Here is a 21,355-nt window from a genome sequence, read left to right as displayed (position 1 = left end):
CATTGGCTGCATGGGTCCCCGTTGCCATGGTCTCGGTGATGTTCGGCATACGTGCGGAGTTGCGCGGGCTGGCCATGGGCACAGTCCGCAATCTTTCTCCGGTTTATACTGGGGTGCGGACCGTGAGTATGAGCGGGCCTGCCCATGCCGCTGTGCTAGATTAACAGCCTGCCAGTTATCAGCTGATCGCGACGCTGTTTGCGGTGCATTGGGGTCTGCGCAGATTGATGGCAATTTCCTGCCGCTTTAAGGCAGAGGGCCCATTTTGGCGGTGGCTGTTCTGGTCTCATTTGACCTCAGTAAACTGCCGCCGTTCCTTTAGCGATCAGATCGTCACTGTCTGGGGTGCTTCCGGCGTCGCCCGCAACTTGCCATCCGATTTGCTCCCAGGACGGCGGGAAGGGGGCCGTATCCGGACGGTCCGGCTTTGGCGAGGGAACGGAGAAAGCTGCCGCTCAGCTACCGACTTCATTGCTGACGTTGGTCACTGACCAGAATAGCGCCCAAAGCTGCCAATCCACTTCAATTTTGCAATTAGGCCCGGTGCCGCAGCGCCTCGACCACGATCTGGAAAGCTGGCGATTGCTGACGGCGGCTGGGGTAGTAGAGGTGAAAGCCCGATATCGGTGGGCACCAGTCCTCCAACAGCGCAACAAGTTTGCCGGTCTCAATCGCGGCGGTGGCCGCTTCCGCAGGGACAAATGCAATGCCATAGCCCTTGATGGCGGCGTCAACCGACAGGGCGATTGAGGTGAAGGTCAGTTGACCGTCGACACGCACCCGCAATGGGCGCCCCTCGCGCTCGAACTCCCAGGCATAGAGCGTCCCGCTACCGATGAGCCGCAGGTTGATGCAAGTATGTGCTACGAGGTCCTGGGGCGTGGAAGGTTTGGCGTGCGCTTTGAGATAGTCAGGAGAGGCAACTGGGATAAGCCGCCCGTCAGGCCCGATGCGAACAGCGACCATGTCCTTTTCGACACTTTCCCCCAGTCGCACGCCCGCATCTAGCCCCTGCGCGGCGATATCGACAAAGCCGTTCTCGCTGACGATCTCAACTTTAACATCGGGATAGTCGTGCAGCGCTGTTGCGAGCCTCGGCCAGAGAACGGTTTCCGCTGCATATTCGCTGGCGGTGATGCGAACCGTCCCGGCGGGTCGGGAGCGCAATGCGCTCAAGGCGATCAGTTCAGCTTCGATTTCGTGAAGCCGCGGCCCGACGCTGGCCAGCAGGCGCTGCCCGGCCTCGTTGGGCGACACACTGCGCGTCGTGCGAGTCAAAAGCCGCACGCCGATTTGTTCTTCCAGCCTGCGGACAGTCCGACTTAGCGAGGACTGCGATATGCCCAGACGCGCGGCGGCCTGCGTGAAGCTCTGGTCTGTTGCCACGGCAACGAAGGCGAACAGATCGTTGATGTTTTCGCGCACGGATTATTGCTCCAGGTGCATAAGCTCATGCCGATTACACCATCTAATCGCATGGCCGCACAAGCACTAGGTTATGGCCATGTTCCTATAGGAGTTATCCATCATGACCGTTCCCTTGCTTACCCTCAACAATGGCGTCCAGTTGCCAGCACTCGGTTATGGCGTGTTCCAGACCCCGCCCGAGGAGACACGTGCGGCTGTCGCCGAAGCGTTGCGGGTGGGATATCGCCACATCGATACCGCCGCCGCCTATGGCAATGAGCGTGGTGTCGGCGAGGCTATCGCCCGCTCGGGCCTGGCGCGCGCCGATGTCTTTATCGAGACCAAGATCTGGATTAACGATTTCGGCTATGACGAAACGCTACATGGGTTCGAAAAGGGTGCGGGCAAGCTGGGCGTCGAGCAGATCGACCTGCTGATCCTGCATCAGCCTCTGGCACCGGACTTCGAGCGAACGCGCGGCGCCTACCGCGCTCTGGAAACTCTTCTCGCGGACGGCAAGGTGCGCGCCATTGGCGTCAGCAACTTCATGCCGCATCACCTTGAGCGCCTGCTGGATGGGGCCAAAATTGTCCCCGCTGTCAACCAGATCGAGCTGCATCCCTATTTCCAGCAGTCCGATCTTGAACGCTTGCACAATCAGCACGGCATCCTCACCCAGGCCTGGTCGCCCATCGGCGGCATTACCTTTTATCGTGGTGGTGACAAAAGCACGCTGGACGATCCTGCAGTCCTTGAAATCGCTCAAGCGCATGGCAAGACCGCAGCCCAGGTGATGCTGCGCTGGGGTCTGCAGCGTGGTCGCTCGGTCATCCCGAAATCGGTGACGCCATCGCGGATGGCCGAGAATTTCGACGTGTTCGATTTCGAGCTGACCGCCGAACAGATGGGGGCCATCGATGCCCTTGATACCGGCGTTCGAAGCGGTCCTGATCCCGACATGATAGGTCTGGACAACTTCAGCCGCGAAATCCCTGAAGCCGAGCCTTGGCAGGGATAGACAGCCCAGAAATCTCTCACTGACTGGCTGGGAAACTTGCACTTCTCATAGGAGGACGAAATGAAAAAGAGAATTTTGGGACAGGGCCTTGAGGTTTCGGCCATCGGGCTGGGCTGCATGGGCATGAGCGCCGCCTTCGGTCCGGCGATGGACCGCGAGGGGGCCATCAAGCTAATCCGCGCCGCTGTCGATCTTGGGGAAACGTTCTTTGATACGGCCGAAGTCTATGGCCCCTATGCAAACGAGGACCTTTTGGGCGAGGCGTTGCGCCCGGTGCGTGAGCAGGTTGTCATCGCCACCAAGTTCGGCTTCGACATCGAACACAGCGGCGGCTTTGCCCGCAACACGATCAGTCGGCCCGACCATATCCGCAAGGTGGTCGAGGGCTCGCTCCGGCGGCTGCAGACCGACTATATCGATCTTTACTACCAACACCGCGTGGATCCCGATACGCCAATGGAAGACGTCGCCGGGACCATCAAGGATCTGATCGGTCAGGGCAAGATCCGGCACTTCGGTATGTCCGAAGCCGGTGCACAATCGATCCGCCGTGCACATGCGGTGCAGAAGGTGACGGCACTGCAAAGCGAATACTCGCTGTGGTTCCGTGAGCCGGAAACCGAAATCCTTCCCTTGCTCGAAGAGCTGGGCATCGGGTTTGTGCCATTTGCACCACTGGGCAAGGGCTTTCTGACCGGCACGGTCAGCACCGACCAGACCTTCGGCGCCGATGATTTCCGCAGCAAGCAGCCAAGGTTCTCGGTCGAGAACCGTCAGGCCAATGCCGTCTTCGTTGAGGTTTTGAACGGTATGGCTGCAAGAAAGCAGGCGAGCGCTGCACAAGTGGCGCTGGCCTGGCTGTTGGCGCAAAAGCCCTGGATCGTGCCTATTCCCGGCACCACCAAGGTGCATCGCCTACAAGAAAATATCGGTGCTGCCGAACTGGTTCTGGACGCCGCCGACCTGAGCGAAATCGGATCCGCACTTGCCGGTATCGAAATGTCAGGAGATCGCTATCCGCCCGAAAACAAGGCTATGGCGGGCCGATAGCAAGACTCTGCGTTCAAACGGAAGGTGGCGCCCTCTCAAGAACGCGCCGCTTTCGGCAGCTGTATGAGGTTCGAAGCAAAAAGCCGCCAGTATGAGTTCCATCCCATGTCGGTCAGCCTGCGGGGCTTCCAAAACTGCCGCAACTGCAACGTGGGGGCGTTCGTGGCCTGTCCGGTTGTAGCAGGGAAGCAGCGAGAGCGGACATTCGGCGTTCGACGCCTTTGCCGTCGTTCCAAAGTCCCTGGTGGCTTCATGAAAGTCGCCGCTTCCCAGCGCGTCCAATTTCCGGGCGGGACCTTTCGGGACAGTCTTGTTGGGATAGAGCCTTATCGACCTTGAACTCGGTTCTGCTGGAACCCGACACAGTCTGGCCGCACCACACGTCCGCTTGAACGGCGTGAGACCGCACGAAGACGGATATCAGCCCGCTCCCATTGCTGGCAGGAGCCGACAATGCTTCAAGCCGCCTCGATGATCCGTCGAATGGCTACGAGAACTCGATCATCAATCCCGTGGCCCAGCCCGTCGAACAGCTGCAGATGCGGCTTTGCGCCTGCCGAGCGAAGCCACGCATCGGTGGCACGCGCAATTTCTGGCGGCATCACTGGATCGGCTGTACCGTGCAGCAGAGCGATCGGCGGCCATTCCTTGCGCGCGGCAACGGGCCCCGCGAGACGTCCGGACAGGGCGAGGACCCCTGCGGCCGGCATCCCGGCGGCGACAGCGTGCAATGCCATGATCGCGCCCTGCGAAAACCCGACCAGCAGGGACTCACGTGGATCGCCAAAGTCTTCGATGATGTGGGTAAAGGCTGGCAGCGCCTTTTCCACGCGGCCCGGCCGATCGGCTTCCGTCACACCCTTGACCGAGAACCACTGCCGCCCCGGCCCCATGTCGAAGGCCTGCGGCCCATCGGGAAAGTGCATGTCGAAATCGGGGGCAAGCTGATCGCCCAGCGGGCGCAGCGACGCGCCACTGGCCCCGACGCCGTGGAGAAAGATGATGCGCTTCGGGCTCATTTCGCGGTGTCCATGAGGGCTACCGGCAGCTCCGGCCCGACTGGCACAATGCCGGTGGGGTTCAGCGCCTTGATCGAGTAGTAGCCGCGCTTGATATGGTCGATGCTGACGGTCTCCCGCACGCCAGGTATGGCGAGGATGCGCGCCTGGTAAGCGCTGAGAGCGGGATAGTCGGAGATGCGCCGCAGATTGCATTTGAAGAGGGCATGGTAGGCCACGTCGAAGCGCACCAACGTCACGAACAGCCGGACGTCCGCCTCCGTTAGCTGATCACCAAACAGGTAGCCGCAGCCATCACCGAGACGGTGCTCGAGCTCGTCGAGCATGGTGAAGACGTCGTTGAAGGCCTCTTTATAAGCGACCTGCGTGGTGGCGAAGCCAGCGCGGTAGACGCCGTTGTTGAGCTTCGGATAGACACGGGCGTTCAGTGCGTCGATCTCCTCGCGCAGGTTCTCGGGATAGAGATCGAATGTGTCATCGGCCAGCTCGCCGAAGCTCGAATTGAGCATCCGCAAAATGTCTGCCGACTCGTTGTTGACGATGGTGCCGCGCTTCTTGTCCCACAGGACCGGCACTGTCGCCCGGCCCGAGGTGGCGGGATCGGCGCGGGTGTAGATCTCGTGCAGATGGGTGGCGCCGTTCAGCTTGTCGTGGTCCGAGCCAGGATAGTCGCCGAAGCGCCAGCCCTCATCCGTCAGCGCCGGCTCGACCACCGACACAGAAACCACGTCCTCGAGCTTCTTGAGCTTGCGCCCGATGAGGGTGCGCGAGGCCCACGGGCAGATCAGCGCGACGTAGAGGTGATAGCGGTCTCGCTCAGCCGCGAAGCCGCCGTCGCCGGTCGGTCCGGCACTGCCATCCGGGGTAACCCAGTTGCGAAAGCTCGACGTCTGGCGGACGAAGCCGCCCTTCTCGTCCTTTGCTTGCACAGGCTGCCAGTCGGCCACCCATTTTCCATTCATGAGCATTGTCGTAGTCTCATTTCGCTAGCGTGATGGCCGTGCCCCACGGGTCGTGGAGGGTCAGGCCATCATCGTCTTTGCTGATTTCGATGCCGGCGGTTTCGGCGCGCGCGGCGATGGTCGTAAGGTCGGCGGCGTCGCGGACAATGATTTCGACGGCGTCGAGGCCAGCCGTTCCCTCCGAGCGCTTGTCGGCACCACGGCTGTTCCAGACATTGCCGGCAAGCTGGTGGTGATAGCCGCCGCTGCCGTAAAAGCTCGCGCCGGGATAACGCGTTGCAATGTCGAGGCCGAGCACACCCGAGTAAAAGCGATCAGCTTCCGCCGTGTCGCCGACCTGAAGGTGGACGTGGCCGATCATGCCGTCCTGCGGAAAGCCAGCCCATGCCGTTCCCTCAGCGGCCTCCAAGAGTGCCTGCGTGTCGAGTGGATCGGTCGACATCCGGATTTCGCCGGCTGGACCATGCCAGCGGGAGATCGGGCGGTCGACATAGACCTCGATGCCATTGCCTTCAGGATCCGCGAGATAAATCGCCTCGCTGACGATGTGGTCCGACGCGCCATGAAGCGGCACGCGCGTCGCCACCGCATGAGCCAGCCAGCGGGCCAGGTCGGCGCGTGAGGGCATCAGGAATGCGGTGTGGAAGAGGCCCGCCTGCCGCCGGTCGTTCGGCGCCAGCGTCGGGTCGCCCAGCAGCTCCAGCAGCGGCGCTGTGGCCGTACCGAGCGTGACGCGCCCATCGGAAGATGATAGCCGAAGAAGGCCGAGAGCCGATGTGTAGAAAGTTGCCACCCGATCGAGATCCCGGACCTTGAGCTGGACCGTGCCAATCCGCATGGGCGCAGCGTGCATGTCGAAGAATTCAGTCACGGTCGTCATCGCCGCCGTCCTTTCTGAAATCTGTGGAGGAAGGGAGGTGCCGGCCTCCTTCCTGGAGGAAAGGAAGCCAGTCACGCCCTGATTTGCCGTCATCGAGCGGCACAGAGTGCCTTCGGCTCAATTGAAGACCATGCCGCCGTCTACGACAATGGATTGGCCCGTGATGTAATCGGAGTCAGGACCGGCGAGGAACGAAACGACTGCCGCGACGTCGCTGGCTTCGGACATGCGCTTGAGCGTGATGTTCTTGGCGAACTGCTCCATGCCCCAGTCGAACGATTCACCGGCATTGTCGGCGACGTCCTGAGCGACCTTCTGCATCATCGGCGTGTTCACGATCCCTGGCGCGTAGGCGTTGACGGTGATCCCAAGCCCCGCAAGGTCTCGCGCCGCGCTCTGGGTGATGCCGCGCACCGCGAACTTGGTCCCGGAATAGACCGCCAGTTCGGGGTTTCCGACGTGACCTGCCTGTGAGGTCGCGCTGATAATCTTGCCGCCGTGGCCCAGTGCCTTGAAGGTCTTGACCGCAGCCTGGATGCCCCACAACACGCCACCGACATTGATGTCGAAGGCACGACGATAGGTCTCAAGGGTGATGTCCTCGATCGGGGTGATCGGGGCGACGCCAGCGTTGTTGACCACGACGTCGAGGCCGCCCAGTTCGTCCGCCGCCTTGTCGACGGCCGCAAAGACGGAATCGCGGTCGGCAACATTGACCTCGACCACTGTGGCCTTGCCCCCAGCCGCCACGATCTTGTCGGCCACGGACTGGGCCGACGTCGTGTTCATGTCGGCAACGGCAATCGCGAAACCGTCCTCCGCCAGGCGCAGGGCGATCGCTTCGCCGATACCCTGACCAGCACCCGTTATGAAGGCGACCTTTTCGGAAATCTTGTTCATGTTCTTTCTCCTGAGTGTTCGGGTTCACCAAGCCAATCGGCTAGCCGTCGAGAGGTTCCTCTGAGACCGCGTCGCTCGTCTGTGGCCGCGGAGCAATCCCCGCGGCCGAAGTTCGGGTCAACCGCGCTTGCGCTTGAGAGCGTAGGCGCCGTCACCCAGAAGGGCCTGGACAATCAGTGCGATTGCCCAGAACGCGGGAAACTCCCAGCCCCCGCCTTCGTTGGAAAAGAAGAACCCGGCGGCCCCATGCGGGGCATAGATCGAGCCCAAAAGGATCGGCACCAGCGCCAGGGACACCCAGCGCGTATAAAAGCCCGCTATCAGGGCGATCCCACCAAGGAGTTCAGCAGCGATGACGAGATAGGCGAGTGGTTCGGGCAACCCCAGGCTGGCGAAGTAACCCGCGGTGCCTGCCGGTGTGAAGACAAAAATCTTGAGACCGGCATGGGCGAGAAACAGGACACCCATCGAGATGCGCAGGAGCGTGGCGGCCAGATCGGCGTTGGCTATCCCGGCGAAAATGGATGGCCGGGCAGGTTCATGGGCGGTTGTGTATGTCATTGCATTGGTCCTTTGATCGAACAGATCAGGCAGCACGCTGCCAGGTGGGAGCGATGTCGGTGCCGTGACCAAGCCCATAGCCAAGGGCAATGTTAAGACCGGCAACGGGCTCGAGATAGCGAGCCGAAGCGAGAGCGCCGGTGTCCAGAGTGTTAAGGCCCGCGCTTTGGGCAAGGGCGACAATCTGATTGCGGGCATCGGCATCGTCACCGGCCACAAACACAGTGGCTGGCTGTCCGTTGACCTTGCCGCCGTTCTGGAGGACCGACGCAAAGACTGTGTTGAAGGCCTTGACCACTTTGGCAGAAGGCGCGAGCTTTTGGATCTCTTCGGCAGCGCTGGTTGTGTGGCCCACCGTCAGGCCGGAAAAGTCGGCGGTCATCGGGTTGGTGATGTCGATGACAATCTTGCCGGCAAGACCGCCAGCGGCCTTGATGACCTCGTCTGCCGCGTCAAACGGAACGGCCAGAACGATGATGTCGGCATTGTCTGAAGCAGTGGCGAAATCGCCGGCCTGGATCCTATTGCCGAGCTCGGTTGCAACCGAACGCGCCTTTGAAGGGTCGCGTGAGGCGAGGGTCACCTGATGACCGCTCTTTGCGAAAAGGACGGCAAGACCGCTGGCCATATTGCCGGTGCCGAGAATGGAAATGTTCATGTTGGTTCTCCTGGTTGGGACGCATCTGCGTCGTCGTCCAGAAGAAGATGGCCTCATTGCTCCCAAATGATAATCGGGTCAAATGGAAGATGATCGCATCCGTTATGGAAGGAATGGTATCCAGTCGCGTTCCCAATGGGGGATGCCCCGGTAGCGCTCGGCAAGAAAGTCAACGAGCACGCGCACCTTGGCTGCCAAATGCCGACTGTGGGGGTAGAGCGCGTGAACGAGAAAAGGTGTGGTCTCGAATTCCTGCAAGAGGCGACGGACACCGCCTTCCCGAACGGATGCCCCAGCCACAAAGCTCGGAACAAAAGCAAGACCCAGTCCGGCCTCTGCCGCGCGCAAACACGCCTCGGCATTCGAATAGCGCATGCGCCCGGCCACCTGGGCCATCACGACGTCTCCGGTCGGGGAGCGAAATGGCCAGCGGTCAGGCTCGCGAAAGTTGGTATCGATGACGCAGGTGTGCTTTATCAGCTCGTCCGGCGAGCCAGGCTCACCCATCCGATCGATGTAGGAAGAGGCGCCGACCACCACAATGCGCACATCGCAGAGCTTACGCGCCACCAGACTGGAATCCGCAGGCCGTCCGATGCGGATGGCCATGTCAAAGCCTTCGTCAACAAGATTGGTGACCCGGTCCGAAAAGCTTACATCGAGCTCGATCTCGGGATAGCGCAGCGCAAAATCGTTGAGCGCGGGGGTGAGCTCGATCACACCGAAGGAAAGCGGTGCGGTGAGGCGAAGCCTGCCTCGTGGCGTTTGGGAAACGTCGCGGACCGACACATCGAGATGGTCATATTCCTCAAGCAGCAGCCGCAGACGGTCGAAATACGCCTTGCCGGCCTCGGTCGGCGATATCGAGCGTGTGGTGCGATTGAGCAGGCGCACACCCAATTCGGTTTCGAGGCGGGAGACGAGTTTGGAAGCCTGCCCCGAGCTTGTTGCAAGCCGCTCGGCGGCAGCGGTAAAGCTTCCCGTCTCCATTACGGCGACAAACATGCGGTCACAGTCGAGCCGGTCCAATTGCAGGTCCTTGTGGAAGAAACGGGCAGTGTTCCCTCAAGTTTAGCATCGATACAGAAACAATGCATCGGTTGGCGCGGTCGACTGTCTGTTGGTCAGAACGATTTTATGCGGCGCCACGTGAACGGCGCCTGAGCTGAAACTCGACCATGAGACCCATGACTGCAGCGCTGCCGTCTCGGCGTGGTGATGCAAGCACTCGATGTGAGCGGAATGCGCGTAGCCAAACTTACGAGCCCGGCGACCAACCAAAGCCATAGATGAGCACTAGGAGAAAAAAGCCGAGCGCCAGCCGGTAGAACACGAAGGGCGTATAAGAAAAGCGCTTCAACCAGTTCATCAACAGCACCACTGCGATCCATGCCGCGATGAAGGCCAAGAACCCGCCCATCAGCGCCTCACCCGTCAGGCGGGCGTCGCCGGCACGATAAAGGTCGATTGTGCCCAGCAGGCCCGCGCCGGCGATGGTTGGCAGCGAAAGGAGCAGCGCAAAACGCGCCGAAAGCTGCCGGTCGAGGCCGACGATGCGGCCCGCCGTCATGGCGATGCCGGAGCGGCTAACGCCGGGGATCAGCGCCAAGCACTGGGCAAGGCCGATCACGATCACCTGGCGGAAGTTCATCTGCCCGATATCGTCCTCGCGCTCAGGTCGGCGGTCCGCGACGTAGAGAAGCAGCCCGAAGATGATCGTGGTCCAGGCGATAATCTCGGCCGAGCGCAACATGAAGGTGACCACGTCCTTTATCAGGAAACCGACGACGAGGATCGGCAGGGTGGCGGAAACCAGAAGTACCAGCATGCGCGAGGCGGCAGTTCCCTTCAGCCGCACGGCATCGGCCAGCCCGACAAAAAGCTGCGCCAAATCGCGCCAGAAATAAAGCAGGATGGCGCCGAGTGAGCCCACATGCAGCGCGATGTCGAGCGCCAGTTCGTCGGCCTGACTTCCCTCCCACATCGGCACACCGAGGGCGGCAAACAGATCGCGCGCCAGGATCAGATGCGCCGAGGAACTGACTGGCAGGAATTCCGTCACGCCCTGCACTACGGAAAGCATAAGCAGATAAGTCCAGATCATGTGATGAGTGGCTCGGCAATGAAGAAGGTTGACCATATTGCACGTCAGCAAGTGCGCGCCAATACAGATGCATCCCTTATGCTCGCAAAAGTCGTGTTCGGGCCGGTCTTTCCTTCCCCTGCCCCGGCATAGACCGCAGAGAAGACCAGCTTAGGTGCTTGAGGCAACAGCCCTCAACGTGATAGACCACGTCAGTCCAATCGGCTGGACTATTAGGTACGCCATTGGCTGACCATAAAGAGCGCTATCCCTCCTCAGTGACAAGTACAAAACTTAGAGTGATTCTAGTGCGGCCGCAGTGGTAACATCGTATTTCACCGCGCGACTTGCCGGTACAGTCTCCCTCTCGGTGGTATTCTGGCGCGACATGATCTTCATCGGATCGTGTTTGATGCTGCTGAGCTTTGCACTAATCGTAGCCTTGAGCCTCAACAATGCTCCCACGTGGTTGATTGTTATGGCCTATCTGGTGAATTGGCCATACAGCGGTTTCATTCTGGTTGCGGTCTGGAGGGCCTCGGCAACGAGCAAGCCGCTCCATAGAGAGATCACCCGCGCAATCGCTCTTCTTTGGCTGATTTTCGCCCTAATCGTTTGAGCCTGCTCCGTCTCGCTAACCGGACGAACGGTTACACTTGCCAGACTTGTTATGCAGATCAGAGCTCCGCGGGTGACTGCAGGGCAGCCACACTTGCTGGAAGCACATGCCTGAGAATGTCGGCCAGAGTAACGACCCCAAGAGTTGCCGAGCCGTCCAATACAACCGCGAGCTGCACGCTCGCCGCTCGCATACTGGAGAGCGCTTCGTAAACGGGGGTTTGTGCAGATAGCATGAAAGCGGGTCTGGCGATCTCGATTGCTGGCCTGTCGTCGGGCGACAACAGCGTATCGCGCACGTGCACAACCAAAGAGGGAGACTGATCCACGCCAAACATCGGGATACGCATATGTCCAGAACGCAGCGCAGTCGATCGCACGTCTCCGACGGTTGCCTGGGGTCCAACATCGGTCAGGTCGGCTCCCTGCGCTACAAGCGCACTTACCGGTATAGTGCCTAGGTCGATGAGCCCCGAGATCTGTTGCTGCAGGTGTGGCGAGAGTTTGCCAACCTTCGCCGAGTGCTCGACCAGCTGCCGAATGGTCGCGATGTCCTGGCCGCCTACGGCCGCGCTCTCCACGGGCTCGACGCCGCTGGCCTTCACCAGCCGGTTCGCAATTCGATTGACCTGAACCAACAGCTGTCGCAGTGGCCAGATATAGGCGCGCGAGATTACACCAATGGCCAGGGCAGAGGTCTCCGGGTGTGCAATGGCCCAGGATTTGGGTGCCATCTCGCCAACGACAAGATGCAGAAAGGTGACCACAAAGAGCGACAGTGCAAATGCCGTGCCGCCGGCAGCCCAGTCTGGCATGCCCCAGATAATGAACGCGGGACCCAGCCAGGCATCAACGGCTGGCTTGGTCACCGCACCCAACGCAAATGTGCAGGCGGTAATGCCCAGTTGCGCTCCGGCGAGCATCAGGGTCAGATCATTCATTCCGCGCAACGCGGCGCGAGCTGAGCGGCTCGTGACGGCAAGCTCTTCGAGGCGTTGCCGTCGTGCTCCCAGCAACGCAAACTCGATGATGACGAAAAACCCGCTCAGGGCGATCAGAGCGATGGTCACAAGGATAATAATTGCCGGATCGGTCATTGCTTGGCCTCCGGCGTCAAAGCCTCGACCAGTCTTACGCGTACCTCGGTCGGCACGTGTCGTTCTACGCGCAGAACATCAACCTCGATCCGGCGTCGCATCGGATTGGCCGAAACGATCTCGGAGGGGTCCAGGGGCAACACGACAGTCACTGTATCGCCTTCTGTTGGCAACGCTCCCAGTTCAGCAATAAGCATTCCTGCCACCGTTTCGGCATCACCGCGCGGCAAGTCAAATCCGATAGCGCGTTCAACCTCGTCCAGATGGACGTCACCATCCATCATCCAGACGCCGTCGCCCTGCGGGATGACAGAGTCGCCGATTTCATCGTCGTACTCGTCGGTGATTTCACCGACAATTTCCATGGCAAGGTCTTCGATGGTGAGCACGCCGGCGAAGCCACCATATTCGTCGATAACGCATGCGAGCTGACTGGTCGTGCCTACCAGCTCGTTGAGGGCATCAGGCAACCGCATCAATGTGGGGATGACCACAGCAGGCCTCATTATCGAAGCAACGGTATCACTGGTATTCCCGTTGGAAAGGCGCTCAAGTACATCTGCGAGGTGCACGACACCCACGGGTGCATCCTCTTCGTCGATTACCGGATATCGCGTGTGAGCACGCGCCATGAATTCCAATAGTTCCTGGAGTGTGGTTTCGGGCTTTACCCAATCCACCTGCGATCGAGGCACCATGGCGTGCTCGACGTCGCGGTCGGGAAAGTCCAGCATGCGATCCATCATGAGCGCTAGCTCGATGGGCAAATCTCCGCTTTCGCGAGACTCGGCAATGATGCGGGGGAGGTCGTCTGCCGACGCGCTAACGTCGAGATCGTGGACCGGCTCGATACGCAGCGCGCGCAGCAGCAGATTTGCGGATTTGTCAAAAAAGCTGATGAGCCAACCAAACACCGTCATATAGAGCAAGGTTGAGCGGGCAAGCCCGCGCGAAAGCGGTTCAGGGTTGGCGATTGCCAGGTTCTTTGGATACAATTCGCCAAAAATCATCTGAATGATGGTGGCCGCCACCAGCGCCATTAACGTACCGACACCCACCCCCACCTCGGTCGGAATGCCTGCTCCGCCCAGCAGTATGCCGAGCGAGTTCCCGACAAGCGGCTCAGCTACATAGCCCACCAGCAAGCCGGTAACGGTGATGCCGAGCTGTGCTCCCGACAACATGAAACTGGTGCGCTGCGTGACAGCCAGAGCGCGTTTCGCCGACAAGTCGCCTTCGGCAGCTCTTGCCGCGAGCCGTGTGCGGTTGACCGCCATGTAGGCGAATTCTTGGGCAACGAAATAGCCGTTTGCCGCAATAATCGCCAGGATCACGAGAACGCCGACCAGGAAAAGAAGAAGTGGCTCGATTATCATGCTGCCGTCGGCGAACGGGTCCGTTCGGAAGCAGAAAGTCCTATGATTTGGTCCACAGCGCGTGCGGCACTTTCCTAGTTGCAAACGATTTGCATATAATGAGAGAATGCAGCATCGTCAAGGTCTCATTCCGAACCGGGTCCGCATTGCTCGCCCATGGCATATCCTAACCCCTGGCCAAGAATCAACCAACCATTGCACGGTGGCTCGAGAAGATTCGCGTGCGACCAAGGGATTCCTTGGTGAAATACCGCAATTGCAGAGCGCTCCCAATAACCTTCCAGTTTTCTCCGATTACGATTTAAGATCGGGCAGTGACTTGTGGACTGCCCATGGAACACACATATCTTGCTGCGGCCGAAACGAACCGCCGGCAAGGACCGTCGACGTGGATTATTTTTACATCCTTGCCGGATTGATCGGCCTGTTCTTGGGCGGCGAGGCTCTTGTTAGAGGAAGCGTGGGCATTGCCCGGCGGATGGCGATCCCGCCGCTGCTGATCGGTCTGACTGTCGTTGGCTTCGGCACCTCGACGCCTGAGTTGTTGGTGTCAGTCGATGCGGCCTGGCGCGGCGTGCCCGATATCGCGCTCGGCAATATCGTCGGATCCAACATTGCCAATATCCTGCTGATCATCGGCCTGTCGGCGCTGGTCTGGCCGATCAGGGTGATGGGCGCGACGCTGCGTCGCGACACGGCCGTGATGATGGCGGCGGCGCTGGTTCTGGTGCCGGTCTTTGCCATGGGACAGTTGGGGCGACCCGCCGGACTGGTTCTGGTCGCGGGTCTAATGGCTTACCTTGTCTGGGCTTACCGACAGCCGGGAGAAGTGGTGACCGATGAGGTCGGCGTGCCTGCACCTGCATCTGCGCTCGTCTCGACCCTGTGGATCATTGTCGGGTTGGTCGCCCTGATGGGAGGTGCGCGGTTGCTTGTGGATGGCGCAGTGAACATCGCCCGCGGCTATGGCATCTCGGAGGCATTCATCGGTCTCACGATTGTCGCTGTCGGCACCTCCTTGCCCGAGCTTGCCACCTCGCTGATCGCAGCCTTCCGCCGGCAGTCCGAGATCGCCATCGGCAATATCGTCGGCTCGAACATCTTCAACGTGCTCGGCATTCTGGGTTTGACCGCGCTGATCGCGCCGATCCCGGTGACGTCGCGGTTCCTGACCTTCGATCTGCCCGTGATGATTGCCGTCTCGCTGGTCCTGACCGCACTGCTGCTGGCCCGTCCGGTGATCGGGCGAGGAGTTGGCGTGGCGATGCTGGCTGGCTATGTGGCCTATATTTGGGCAGCTCAGGGATGACACGCGCGCCATGTCAAGGTGAGGCTGGACAGGGTGCGATGAGACCGCGCGCGATCCTGTCGCAGCTCCTTCTCGTGCTTGCCCTCGCGCTATTTGGCGTACCACAGAGCCCTGCGGACGGGACGCTGCCGCATGCCGGTCCAGTTGCCCAAAGCAAGGTCGAGCAGGCTCAGGGCAACCTCTCTGTGCAGCGGCATCTGCTGCGCGGGCAACTTCCCGACGAGGATTTGCCGGACACTACGGTGCCCGGCGCTGCCGACCAGACTAGACAGCTTTTCGTTGCGGCAGGATGTCGCCTGCGCGGCACCTGTCACATCTCCCTGTAGCAATCCGTATCCTGCCCCCGGTCCGGGGTCCGCCTGCCGCCTGACGCTTTCCGTCAGACAGAACTCTCAGGCAACCAAAGGATACCGATATGCACCGACCAGCATGGGTCGTGATGACCTATATCGTCCTGCTGCTTCTCGCAGTAGCGACGGCTCTCCCGAACTTTCTCCCTTTGAGCGTCCGCAGCTCCTTGCCCGACTGGGCGACCAGCCAGACTGTTTCACTCGGCCTTGATCTGCAAGGCGGTGCGCATTTGCTGCTCGCTGTGAACCGTGAAGATCTTGCGCGATCGCGTTTGCAGGAATTGCGCGAAACCCTTGCCACTGAGATGAGCACCCGAAACCTCAGCCCTGGCGCAATCCGCACAGAAGGACAGGCCCTTTCGGCCCCAGCAGACGACGCGCTCTTTTCCACCTTGCAGGACGTCGCCGCCGCGACTGCGTTGCCTGGTGGCCCGGCCGACTTCACCGTGGACCTGTCCGATGGCGTGCTGCGGCTGGTGCTGACCGAGGCCGGGCTTGACCGTGCCGCCACCACCGCTGCCGACAGCAGCCTTGAGGTGATCCGCCACCGGGTCGATCAGGTCGGTGTCTCCGAACCGGTGATCAGCCGGGTGGGCGACGATCGCATCCTCGTTCAGATGCCCGGCGTGGAGAACCCGGGCCAGCTACGCGAACTTCTGGGCTCGACGGCAAAGATGAGCTTCCAAATGGTCGCTCCCGGTCCCGGGCCCGGTGTGACAATGCTGGAGATGCGAGACGGCAGTGGCAGTGTCCCCGTTGAGGATCGCGTGGCGTTGTCGGGCGACCGGCTGGACCGGGCGGCCGCGGCCTTCGACCCGGACTCCGGGCGGCCCATGGTCACCTTCGCCTTTGATCGGCAAGGTGGCACCACGTTTGCCGAGATCACGGCGGCCAACATCGGCCAGCGCTTTGCTGTCGTTCTGGATGGTGAGGTGCTGACAGCCCCGGTGATCCAGACCGCTATTTCCGGCGGTCAAGGCCAGATCACGGGTGAGTTCACCGCGGAGCAAGCACAGACGCTGGCGGTCTTGCTGACCTCGGGGGCGCTACCCGCCTCGCTCAGTGTGATCGAGGAACGCAGCGTCGGCGCCGCGCTCGGAGCGGATTCCATCAAGGCCGGGCTCATTGCCGGTGCCGTAGGCCTGGCATTGGTCGTGGCGATGATGGTGGGGCTTTACGGAGGCTGGGGTCTGCTTGCCAGCGCCGTTCTGGCGCTTAACGTCATGTTGACGTTGACGGTTCTTGGCCTGCTCGGCGCCACGCTGACGCTTCCGGGCATCGCGGGGATCATCCTGTGCCTTGGTATCGCGGTAGACAGCAACATCCTGATCTTCAGCCGCATCCGTGAGGAAACGGTGAAAGGTGCCAGTGCCGTCATGGCGCTGATTCAGGGCTATGCGCGGGCCTGGTCTACGATCCTTGACGCCAACATCACCACTCTTCTTGCGATGGTGCTGTTGTTCATGTTCGGCGCTGGTGCGATACGCGGTTTTGCAGTCACTATGACCATAGGCATCCTGGTCTCGATGTTCACCGCTGTGGTACTGATGCGGATGATGATGGAGGCTCTAGTCCGCCGCCGCAGACGTATCCCAATGGCCATCGCTCCGCTGATCGGCAGGGTGCCCTTGCCCAGCACATTCTCGTTCATGCGGCGCGGCCGGCTGGCGCTGGCGATCTCGGCGACGTTGTCGTTGGGGGCGGTAGGGGCGCTGGTGGTGCCAGGCCCGAACCTCGGCATAGACTTCACTGGCGGGGTGCAGATGGTGATGCGATCTGATGCGCCCATTCCCTTGGCTGAGCTGCGCGCAGCCCTCGCGGCAGAGGTGCCAGGGGACGCCAGCTTGCAGGCTTTTGGCGATCCGACCGAGGCGCTGATCCGCGTGCAGGGCGAGGCAGGACAGGCCACGGTCGCCGCGGTAGAAGCGGCGGCGGCGCAAGTCGTACCTGGCACTATTTTCGACCAGATCGATCTTGTCGGCCCTACCGTCAGCGGCGAGCTTGCCACGACGGGACTGATCGCCCTGTCCCTCGCGGTGCTGGCCATGCTGACCTACATCTGGGTTCGGTTCGAGTGGCACTTCGCGGTCGGGGCCATTGCGGTACTGTTTCTCGACATCACCAAAACCTTCGGCGTCATCGCGGTGACCGGGTGGGAGGTGAACCTGACCACCATCGTCGCCTTGCTGACACTCATCGGCTATTCGGTGAACGATAAGGTCGTGGTCTATGACCGCATCCGCGAGCATCTGCGCAGCGGCGGGGGCAATGAACCACTGGCTGTCGTGATCGACCGCAGCCTCAACCAGGTTCTGGGGCGCTGCATCTTCACCTCCGCCACGACACTGGCGGCGCTGCTGCCTATGGCCATCTGGGGTGGGCCGGCCGTAGCCGGGTTCGCCTGGCCGATGATCGCGGGCGTATTGATCGCGACGGGATCGTCGTTGTTCGTGTCGGGGCCAGTACTGGCGTGGCTGGCTGGCCGGACCCCGCGTGTACACCCGTTGCAGCAAGCAGGTTAAGCGAGCCGGCGCCGGGAGCAAAGCCTCTCCCGGCGCAGTAGCGAATTGCGCCCAAATTTTCCTCCATTGAGATAGATCATGCTCACCAAAAACAAGGCCCACGATCTTTCCCTGGCCCAGAACGCACGGGGTCCGGACGGCGCTCTTAAACTGGGAAGATTGTCTGACATTCTTCAGGGCATCGTAGACGCCCCCACCACACCCGACCAGCGCATCTCAATAGGCCATCTGATCGAAGGCTTCGGAAACCGTGCCTTTGGGGCGCTGCTCTTTATCTTTGCGGTGCCCGTCGCTCTGCCCATCGCAATCCCTGGAATTTCGGCCGTGCTCGGCGCACCGTTGCTCTTTCTGTGCTGGCAATTGATGTGCGGACATTCCCAGCCGTGGCTTCCCCAGGTCATGCACAACCGGTCTTTTCGGCCAGCCGATTTCGCCAGAATACTGCAGCGCGTTCTGCCCTCGATCCGACGCGTTGAACGTCTGGTCAGTCCGCGGCTGGTCTGGCTGACAAACCGACGCGGCAAGCAGGTCATAGGCCTGTTTGCTTTCGTGCTCGCCGTGGTCCTGTTTCTGCCGATCCCGTTCGGCAACAACCTTCCTGCCTTGGCCATCGCGATCATGGCGCTGGCAGTTCTCGAGCGCGACGGGGTCGCGGCGATTGTGGGGGGACTGATTGGGGTTGCCGGGCTTGGGGTCGTCTCAGGAGTCGTTGTTGGCCTCGTTAAGGGTGCCATAGTCATCCTTCAATCGGTCATTCTATCATGAATCCCACAAGCCGATTCCCATGCGCCCCTCGATTGCAGTATCCTGAAGGCACATGCGCGCGAAGTGAGACTGTCCCATGCCACTCGATCTGATCGTTCTGGCTCCCTATGCTGCGATCTTGCTGCTCCTCGGGGTTTTCATTGCCTTCGCGCTGGAAATCCAGCCGCCGGAAATCGTTGCGTTCTGCGGCGCAGTCACAGCGATCGCGATCGGACTTGTCGGACCCGAAGACGTCCTTGCATCGATCGCCAATCCGGCGCCCGCGACCATCGGGGCAATGTTCGTACTGAGCGCAGCTCTGGTCAGAACAGGCGTTCTCGAGACCGTGGGCGGCGTCCTTGGCCGATATTCCTCGACGCATCCGAAGCTGACGATAGGCTTGTTCTTCGGCTCTGCTGCCGTCGCTTCGGCCTTCATGAACAACACGCCGGTTGTCATGGTGCTGATCCCGGTCGTGATTACGCTGGCGCGCGAGATGAAGATTGCAACCTCTCACCTGCTGATCCCTTTGTCCTATATGGTCATCCTCGGTGGAACCTGTTCGCTCATCGGAACATCCACCAACCTTTTGGTTGACGGGGTCGCCCGGGATCTTGGACTGGCACCCTTCGGAATCTTCGAAATTGCGCCTCTCGGAATCGTCGTTGCCGTGATCGGTGCGGCCTTTCTTGCAGTTGCGGCGCCGCGCTTCCTGCCGATCCGAACGACTGCCGGATCCAGTCTCCCTGATCGGGATCAGCGCAGATGGTTGGTCGAACTGTTCATTCCTGCCGGATCGCCACTGATCGGTACGCCACCCTTGAAGATTGGTGATTTCCAGAATGGTGGCAGCCGGGTGATCGATCTTGTTCGGGGGGATGTTTCTTACCGGCAGACGCTGGGCGAGACTGGCCTCCAGGTGGGGGACATCGTGGTGCTCGCAACCCGGGAGGCGGAGCTCATGGGGTTTCGCGATGGCGCGGTAGCGGGCAAAGCGATCGCTGGTACAGAGCCGTCGACAGTCCGACGCACGTCGGTGGTCGAGGTTCTGGTTGGTCCGAACACCCGTGCACTCCACAGGATGATCGGTCGGCTGCACTGGCGTCGCCGCTTCGGCGTCTATCCGATCGCGCTGCACCGAAATGGTACGGCGCTTGACATGCGCCTTTCGGTGCAGCGCCTTGATGTCGGCGATACCCTGCTGCTCAACGGCACCCTGGACGACATTGCGCGCCTCGTCGATGAAGAGCGCCTGATCATGCTGTCGCCAGTTGTCTCGCGTGCCTTCCGCCGTTCGAAAGCACCTGTTGCCCTTGGCACAATGGCGGCCGTGGTGGCGCTGGCTGCGCTGAACGTCGCACCGATCCTGACGCTGGCCTTGGTCGGGGTTGCGATTGTGTTTCTGACGAAGTGCATCGATGCTGACGAGGGGATCGGAGCCATCGACGGCCGTCTGCTGCTATTGATCGTGTCCATGTTGACCTTGGGGAGCGCGCTACAGCAGTCCGGGGCTCTCACGCTGATCGTCGGCGGGGTATCGCCTCTGCTTGCGACCACACATCCGATCGTAGCGCTTGTCCTGGTCTATGCCCTGACCTCAATCCTGACTGAGCTGGTGACCAACAATGCCGTCGCCGTCCTCATGGCACCAATCGCTGCGGGCGTTGCCGTGCAGCTTGGCCTAGACCCGCGACCCTTCATTGTCGCGGTGATGTTCGGTGCGAGCGCAAGCTTTGCGACGCCGATCGGGTATCAGACAAATACGCTCGTCTATAGTGCTGGTGGATATCGGTTCCTCGACTTCGTGAGGATCGGTGCGCCGATGAACTTAATCATTGGCGTAGCGACTGTGCTAGTTATCCCGCTGATCTGGCCGCTTGCAGGGTAGACCGAAGAGTACAGCTGACATACTGGTCGGATCAGGAGATGGTGGCGAGGTGAGAGATATCTGACTTTGAAGCGGTACCGGCGTTAAAATATCACGTTCCAAACCAGCATTTTATGATGTGACGAAGGTTGGGTCTGATTCCCAGTTCCTCCGCCCGAGAACCCGCAAACCAGAGGCTTACCTAAGCAAGCCAAATCTGGTCCACCTTCTTAGCCACGCCAACCAACAACCAAGCGTCCTGAAAGTGGTCGTCAACATTGACCCGGTCCGCAGTGAAGGCATGGAAATGTGAGCTCCGCTCGCACCCTGACACCCAATAACATATTTCGAACGAAGCGCGCCCCTAGAGCTTCCTATAGGTTTGTTCCGAATTTCCCGACGCACCCATTTGTGAGGCCTATTCCTTTAAGGCTGCTTCCACTTCTATACATCTTATCGCAATTGCCCATGTTGTCGCGCCACAAGGTACAGCAAGCAGCAACGCCAATGCCAAATTCGCGGCTGTTGGAAGGCCCAACACGGCATCAAAGATAAACAGGACGACGAATGCTAGGCCTCACACAAGGAGGGCCATTGCAGCCTTTTGTCGTCTCTCGGCGCCAGATGCGGTCATTTGAGCAACATCGATCCCGGTCATTCTTCTCAATGTCCTACGACGCCTGAAATGAAAATAGGCTTGGCAACCATCCAGACGGCCATCGCGATCATCATGAGGTTCTCGGTCAGCGAGACGAAGCCAAGCGGTACGTTCGAGCCGCCCCCCACGCAGGCGCACTTAAGCTCTCGCCTATCGATATAGACGGCCTTGAACACCGAAGCGGCGCCAACCGAGCCGATGAACAACGCGAGAGGGACAGAGAGCCACATGAGCGCGCCGGCCAGCATCAAGAGGCCCGCAAGCGTTTCGGCGAAG

Annotated in this window: 20 protein-coding genes and 1 pseudogene; 9 read left to right on the top strand and 12 right to left on the bottom strand. The window is 60.6% G+C overall.

What is annotated here, in order from left to right:
- The first annotated feature begins 2 nt into the window (after window positions 1-2).
- Window positions 3-164 (top strand): hypothetical protein, encoded by a 162-nt coding sequence (locus EO133_RS20360; protein ID WP_164735099.1) that lies wholly within the window; start codon window positions 3-5, stop codon window positions 162-164.
- Window positions 165-534: 370 nt separating this feature from the next.
- Here the strand turns inward: EO133_RS20360 and EO133_RS18510 are convergent, their stop codons facing one another.
- Complete coding sequence (locus EO133_RS18510) at window positions 535-1,425, bottom strand: LysR family transcriptional regulator (RefSeq protein WP_127074134.1); 891 nt, start codon at window positions 1,423-1,425, stop codon at window positions 535-537.
- 103 nt (window positions 1,426-1,528) lie between these two features.
- On the opposite strand from EO133_RS18510, the gene EO133_RS18505 reads away from it, so the two are divergent.
- On the top strand, window positions 1,529-2,425 hold the full coding sequence (locus EO133_RS18505) for an aldo/keto reductase (protein ID WP_127074133.1): 897 nt from the start codon (window positions 1,529-1,531) through the stop codon (window positions 2,423-2,425).
- A gap of 60 nt (window positions 2,426-2,485) precedes the next feature.
- On the top strand, window positions 2,486-3,475 hold the full coding sequence (locus EO133_RS18500) for an aldo/keto reductase (protein WP_127074132.1): 990 nt from the start codon (window positions 2,486-2,488) through the stop codon (window positions 3,473-3,475).
- Between the two features lie 458 nt (window positions 3,476-3,933).
- On the opposite strand, the gene EO133_RS18495 is transcribed toward EO133_RS18500, so the two are convergent.
- From EO133_RS18495 to EO133_RS18460, 8 genes are all read right to left on the bottom strand, one after another.
- Window positions 3,934-4,494, bottom strand: a complete 561-nt coding sequence (locus tag EO133_RS18495; RefSeq protein ID WP_127074131.1) for an alpha/beta hydrolase family protein — start codon at window positions 4,492-4,494, stop codon at window positions 3,934-3,936.
- Window positions 4,491-5,462 carry a glutathione S-transferase family protein gene (locus EO133_RS18490; protein WP_127074130.1) on the bottom strand — a complete coding sequence of 324 codons (972 nt, stop codon included), beginning with the start codon at window positions 5,460-5,462 and terminating at the stop codon, window positions 4,491-4,493. Before EO133_RS18490 ends, EO133_RS18495 begins: the two co-directional genes overlap by 4 nt.
- Before the next feature lie 10 nt (window positions 5,463-5,472).
- The gene (locus EO133_RS18485; protein ID WP_127074129.1) at window positions 5,473-6,336 is read right to left on the bottom strand and encodes a VOC family protein; all 864 of its coding nucleotides are present in this window, start codon (window positions 6,334-6,336) and stop codon (window positions 5,473-5,475) included.
- A gap of 117 nt (window positions 6,337-6,453) precedes the next feature.
- Window positions 6,454-7,236, bottom strand: coding sequence for a (S)-acetoin forming diacetyl reductase (locus tag EO133_RS18480; RefSeq protein WP_127074128.1), 783 nt, complete (start codon window positions 7,234-7,236; stop codon window positions 6,454-6,456).
- 117 nt (window positions 7,237-7,353) lie between these two features.
- Window positions 7,354-7,797: a DoxX family protein gene (locus EO133_RS18475; protein WP_127074127.1), complete on the bottom strand. Its 444-nt coding sequence runs from the start codon at window positions 7,795-7,797 to the stop codon at window positions 7,354-7,356.
- Between the two features lie 25 nt (window positions 7,798-7,822).
- Entirely contained in the window at window positions 7,823-8,455 is a 633-nt protein-coding gene (locus EO133_RS18470; RefSeq protein WP_127074126.1) for an NADPH-dependent F420 reductase, read from the bottom strand.
- Between the two features lie 102 nt (window positions 8,456-8,557).
- Window positions 8,558-9,484 carry a LysR family transcriptional regulator gene (locus tag EO133_RS18465; RefSeq protein WP_244640804.1) on the bottom strand — a complete coding sequence of 309 codons (927 nt, stop codon included), beginning with the start codon at window positions 9,482-9,484 and terminating at the stop codon, window positions 8,558-8,560.
- A 229-nt stretch (window positions 9,485-9,713) separates the two neighbouring features.
- Window positions 9,714-10,538, bottom strand: coding sequence for an undecaprenyl-diphosphate phosphatase (locus EO133_RS18460; RefSeq protein ID WP_282569574.1), 825 nt, complete (start codon window positions 10,536-10,538; stop codon window positions 9,714-9,716).
- A 319-nt stretch (window positions 10,539-10,857) separates the two neighbouring features.
- Here EO133_RS18460 and EO133_RS18455 point away from each other — a divergent pair, with 319 nt between their 5' ends.
- Window positions 10,858-11,157, top strand: coding sequence for a hypothetical protein (locus EO133_RS18455; protein ID WP_127074124.1), 300 nt, complete (start codon window positions 10,858-10,860; stop codon window positions 11,155-11,157).
- Window positions 11,158-11,215: 58 nt separating this feature from the next.
- Here EO133_RS18455 and EO133_RS18450 read toward each other — a convergent pair whose 3' ends face one another.
- Together EO133_RS18450 and EO133_RS18445 are read right to left on the bottom strand one after the other, a co-directional pair.
- On the bottom strand, window positions 11,216-12,253 hold the full coding sequence (locus EO133_RS18450) for a CNNM domain-containing protein (RefSeq protein ID WP_127074123.1): 1,038 nt from the start codon (window positions 12,251-12,253) through the stop codon (window positions 11,216-11,218).
- Entirely contained in the window at window positions 12,250-13,629 is a 1,380-nt protein-coding gene (locus EO133_RS18445; protein ID WP_206513549.1) for a hemolysin family protein, read from the bottom strand. The genes EO133_RS18450 and EO133_RS18445 overlap by 4 nt, the downstream gene beginning before the upstream one ends.
- Before the next feature lie 388 nt (window positions 13,630-14,017).
- On the opposite strand from EO133_RS18445, the gene EO133_RS18440 reads away from it, so the two are divergent.
- From EO133_RS18440 to EO133_RS18420, 5 genes are all read left to right on the top strand, one after another.
- Window positions 14,018-14,938, top strand: a complete 921-nt coding sequence (locus tag EO133_RS18440; RefSeq protein WP_127074122.1) for a calcium/sodium antiporter — start codon at window positions 14,018-14,020, stop codon at window positions 14,936-14,938.
- A gap of 38 nt (window positions 14,939-14,976) precedes the next feature.
- Window positions 14,977-15,264 (top strand): hypothetical protein, encoded by a 288-nt coding sequence (locus tag EO133_RS18435; RefSeq protein WP_127074121.1) that lies wholly within the window; start codon window positions 14,977-14,979, stop codon window positions 15,262-15,264.
- Window positions 15,265-15,353: 89 nt separating this feature from the next.
- Window positions 15,354-17,810 carry a protein translocase subunit SecD gene (secD, locus tag EO133_RS18430; protein WP_127074120.1) on the top strand — a complete coding sequence of 819 codons (2,457 nt, stop codon included), beginning with the start codon at window positions 15,354-15,356 and terminating at the stop codon, window positions 17,808-17,810.
- 78 nt (window positions 17,811-17,888) lie between these two features.
- Window positions 17,889-18,575 (top strand): exopolysaccharide biosynthesis protein, encoded by a 687-nt coding sequence (locus EO133_RS18425; protein WP_127074119.1) that lies wholly within the window; start codon window positions 17,889-17,891, stop codon window positions 18,573-18,575.
- A 76-nt stretch (window positions 18,576-18,651) separates the two neighbouring features.
- Window positions 18,652-20,442 carry an SLC13 family permease gene (locus tag EO133_RS18420; protein WP_127074118.1) on the top strand — a complete coding sequence of 597 codons (1,791 nt, stop codon included), beginning with the start codon at window positions 18,652-18,654 and terminating at the stop codon, window positions 20,440-20,442.
- Window positions 20,443-21,084: 642 nt separating this feature from the next.
- On the opposite strand, the pseudogene EO133_RS20640 reads toward EO133_RS18420, so the two are convergent.
- Window positions 21,085-21,355 (bottom strand): annotated as a pseudogene (locus tag EO133_RS20640) (glutaredoxin); the annotation flags it as partial.

It is taken from the genome of Pelagibacterium lentulum (assembly GCF_003992625.1).
Taxonomy (GTDB): Bacteria; Pseudomonadota; Alphaproteobacteria; order Rhizobiales; family Devosiaceae; genus Pelagibacterium; species Pelagibacterium lentulum.
This window is presented reverse-complemented; position numbering and strand designations above follow the sequence as displayed.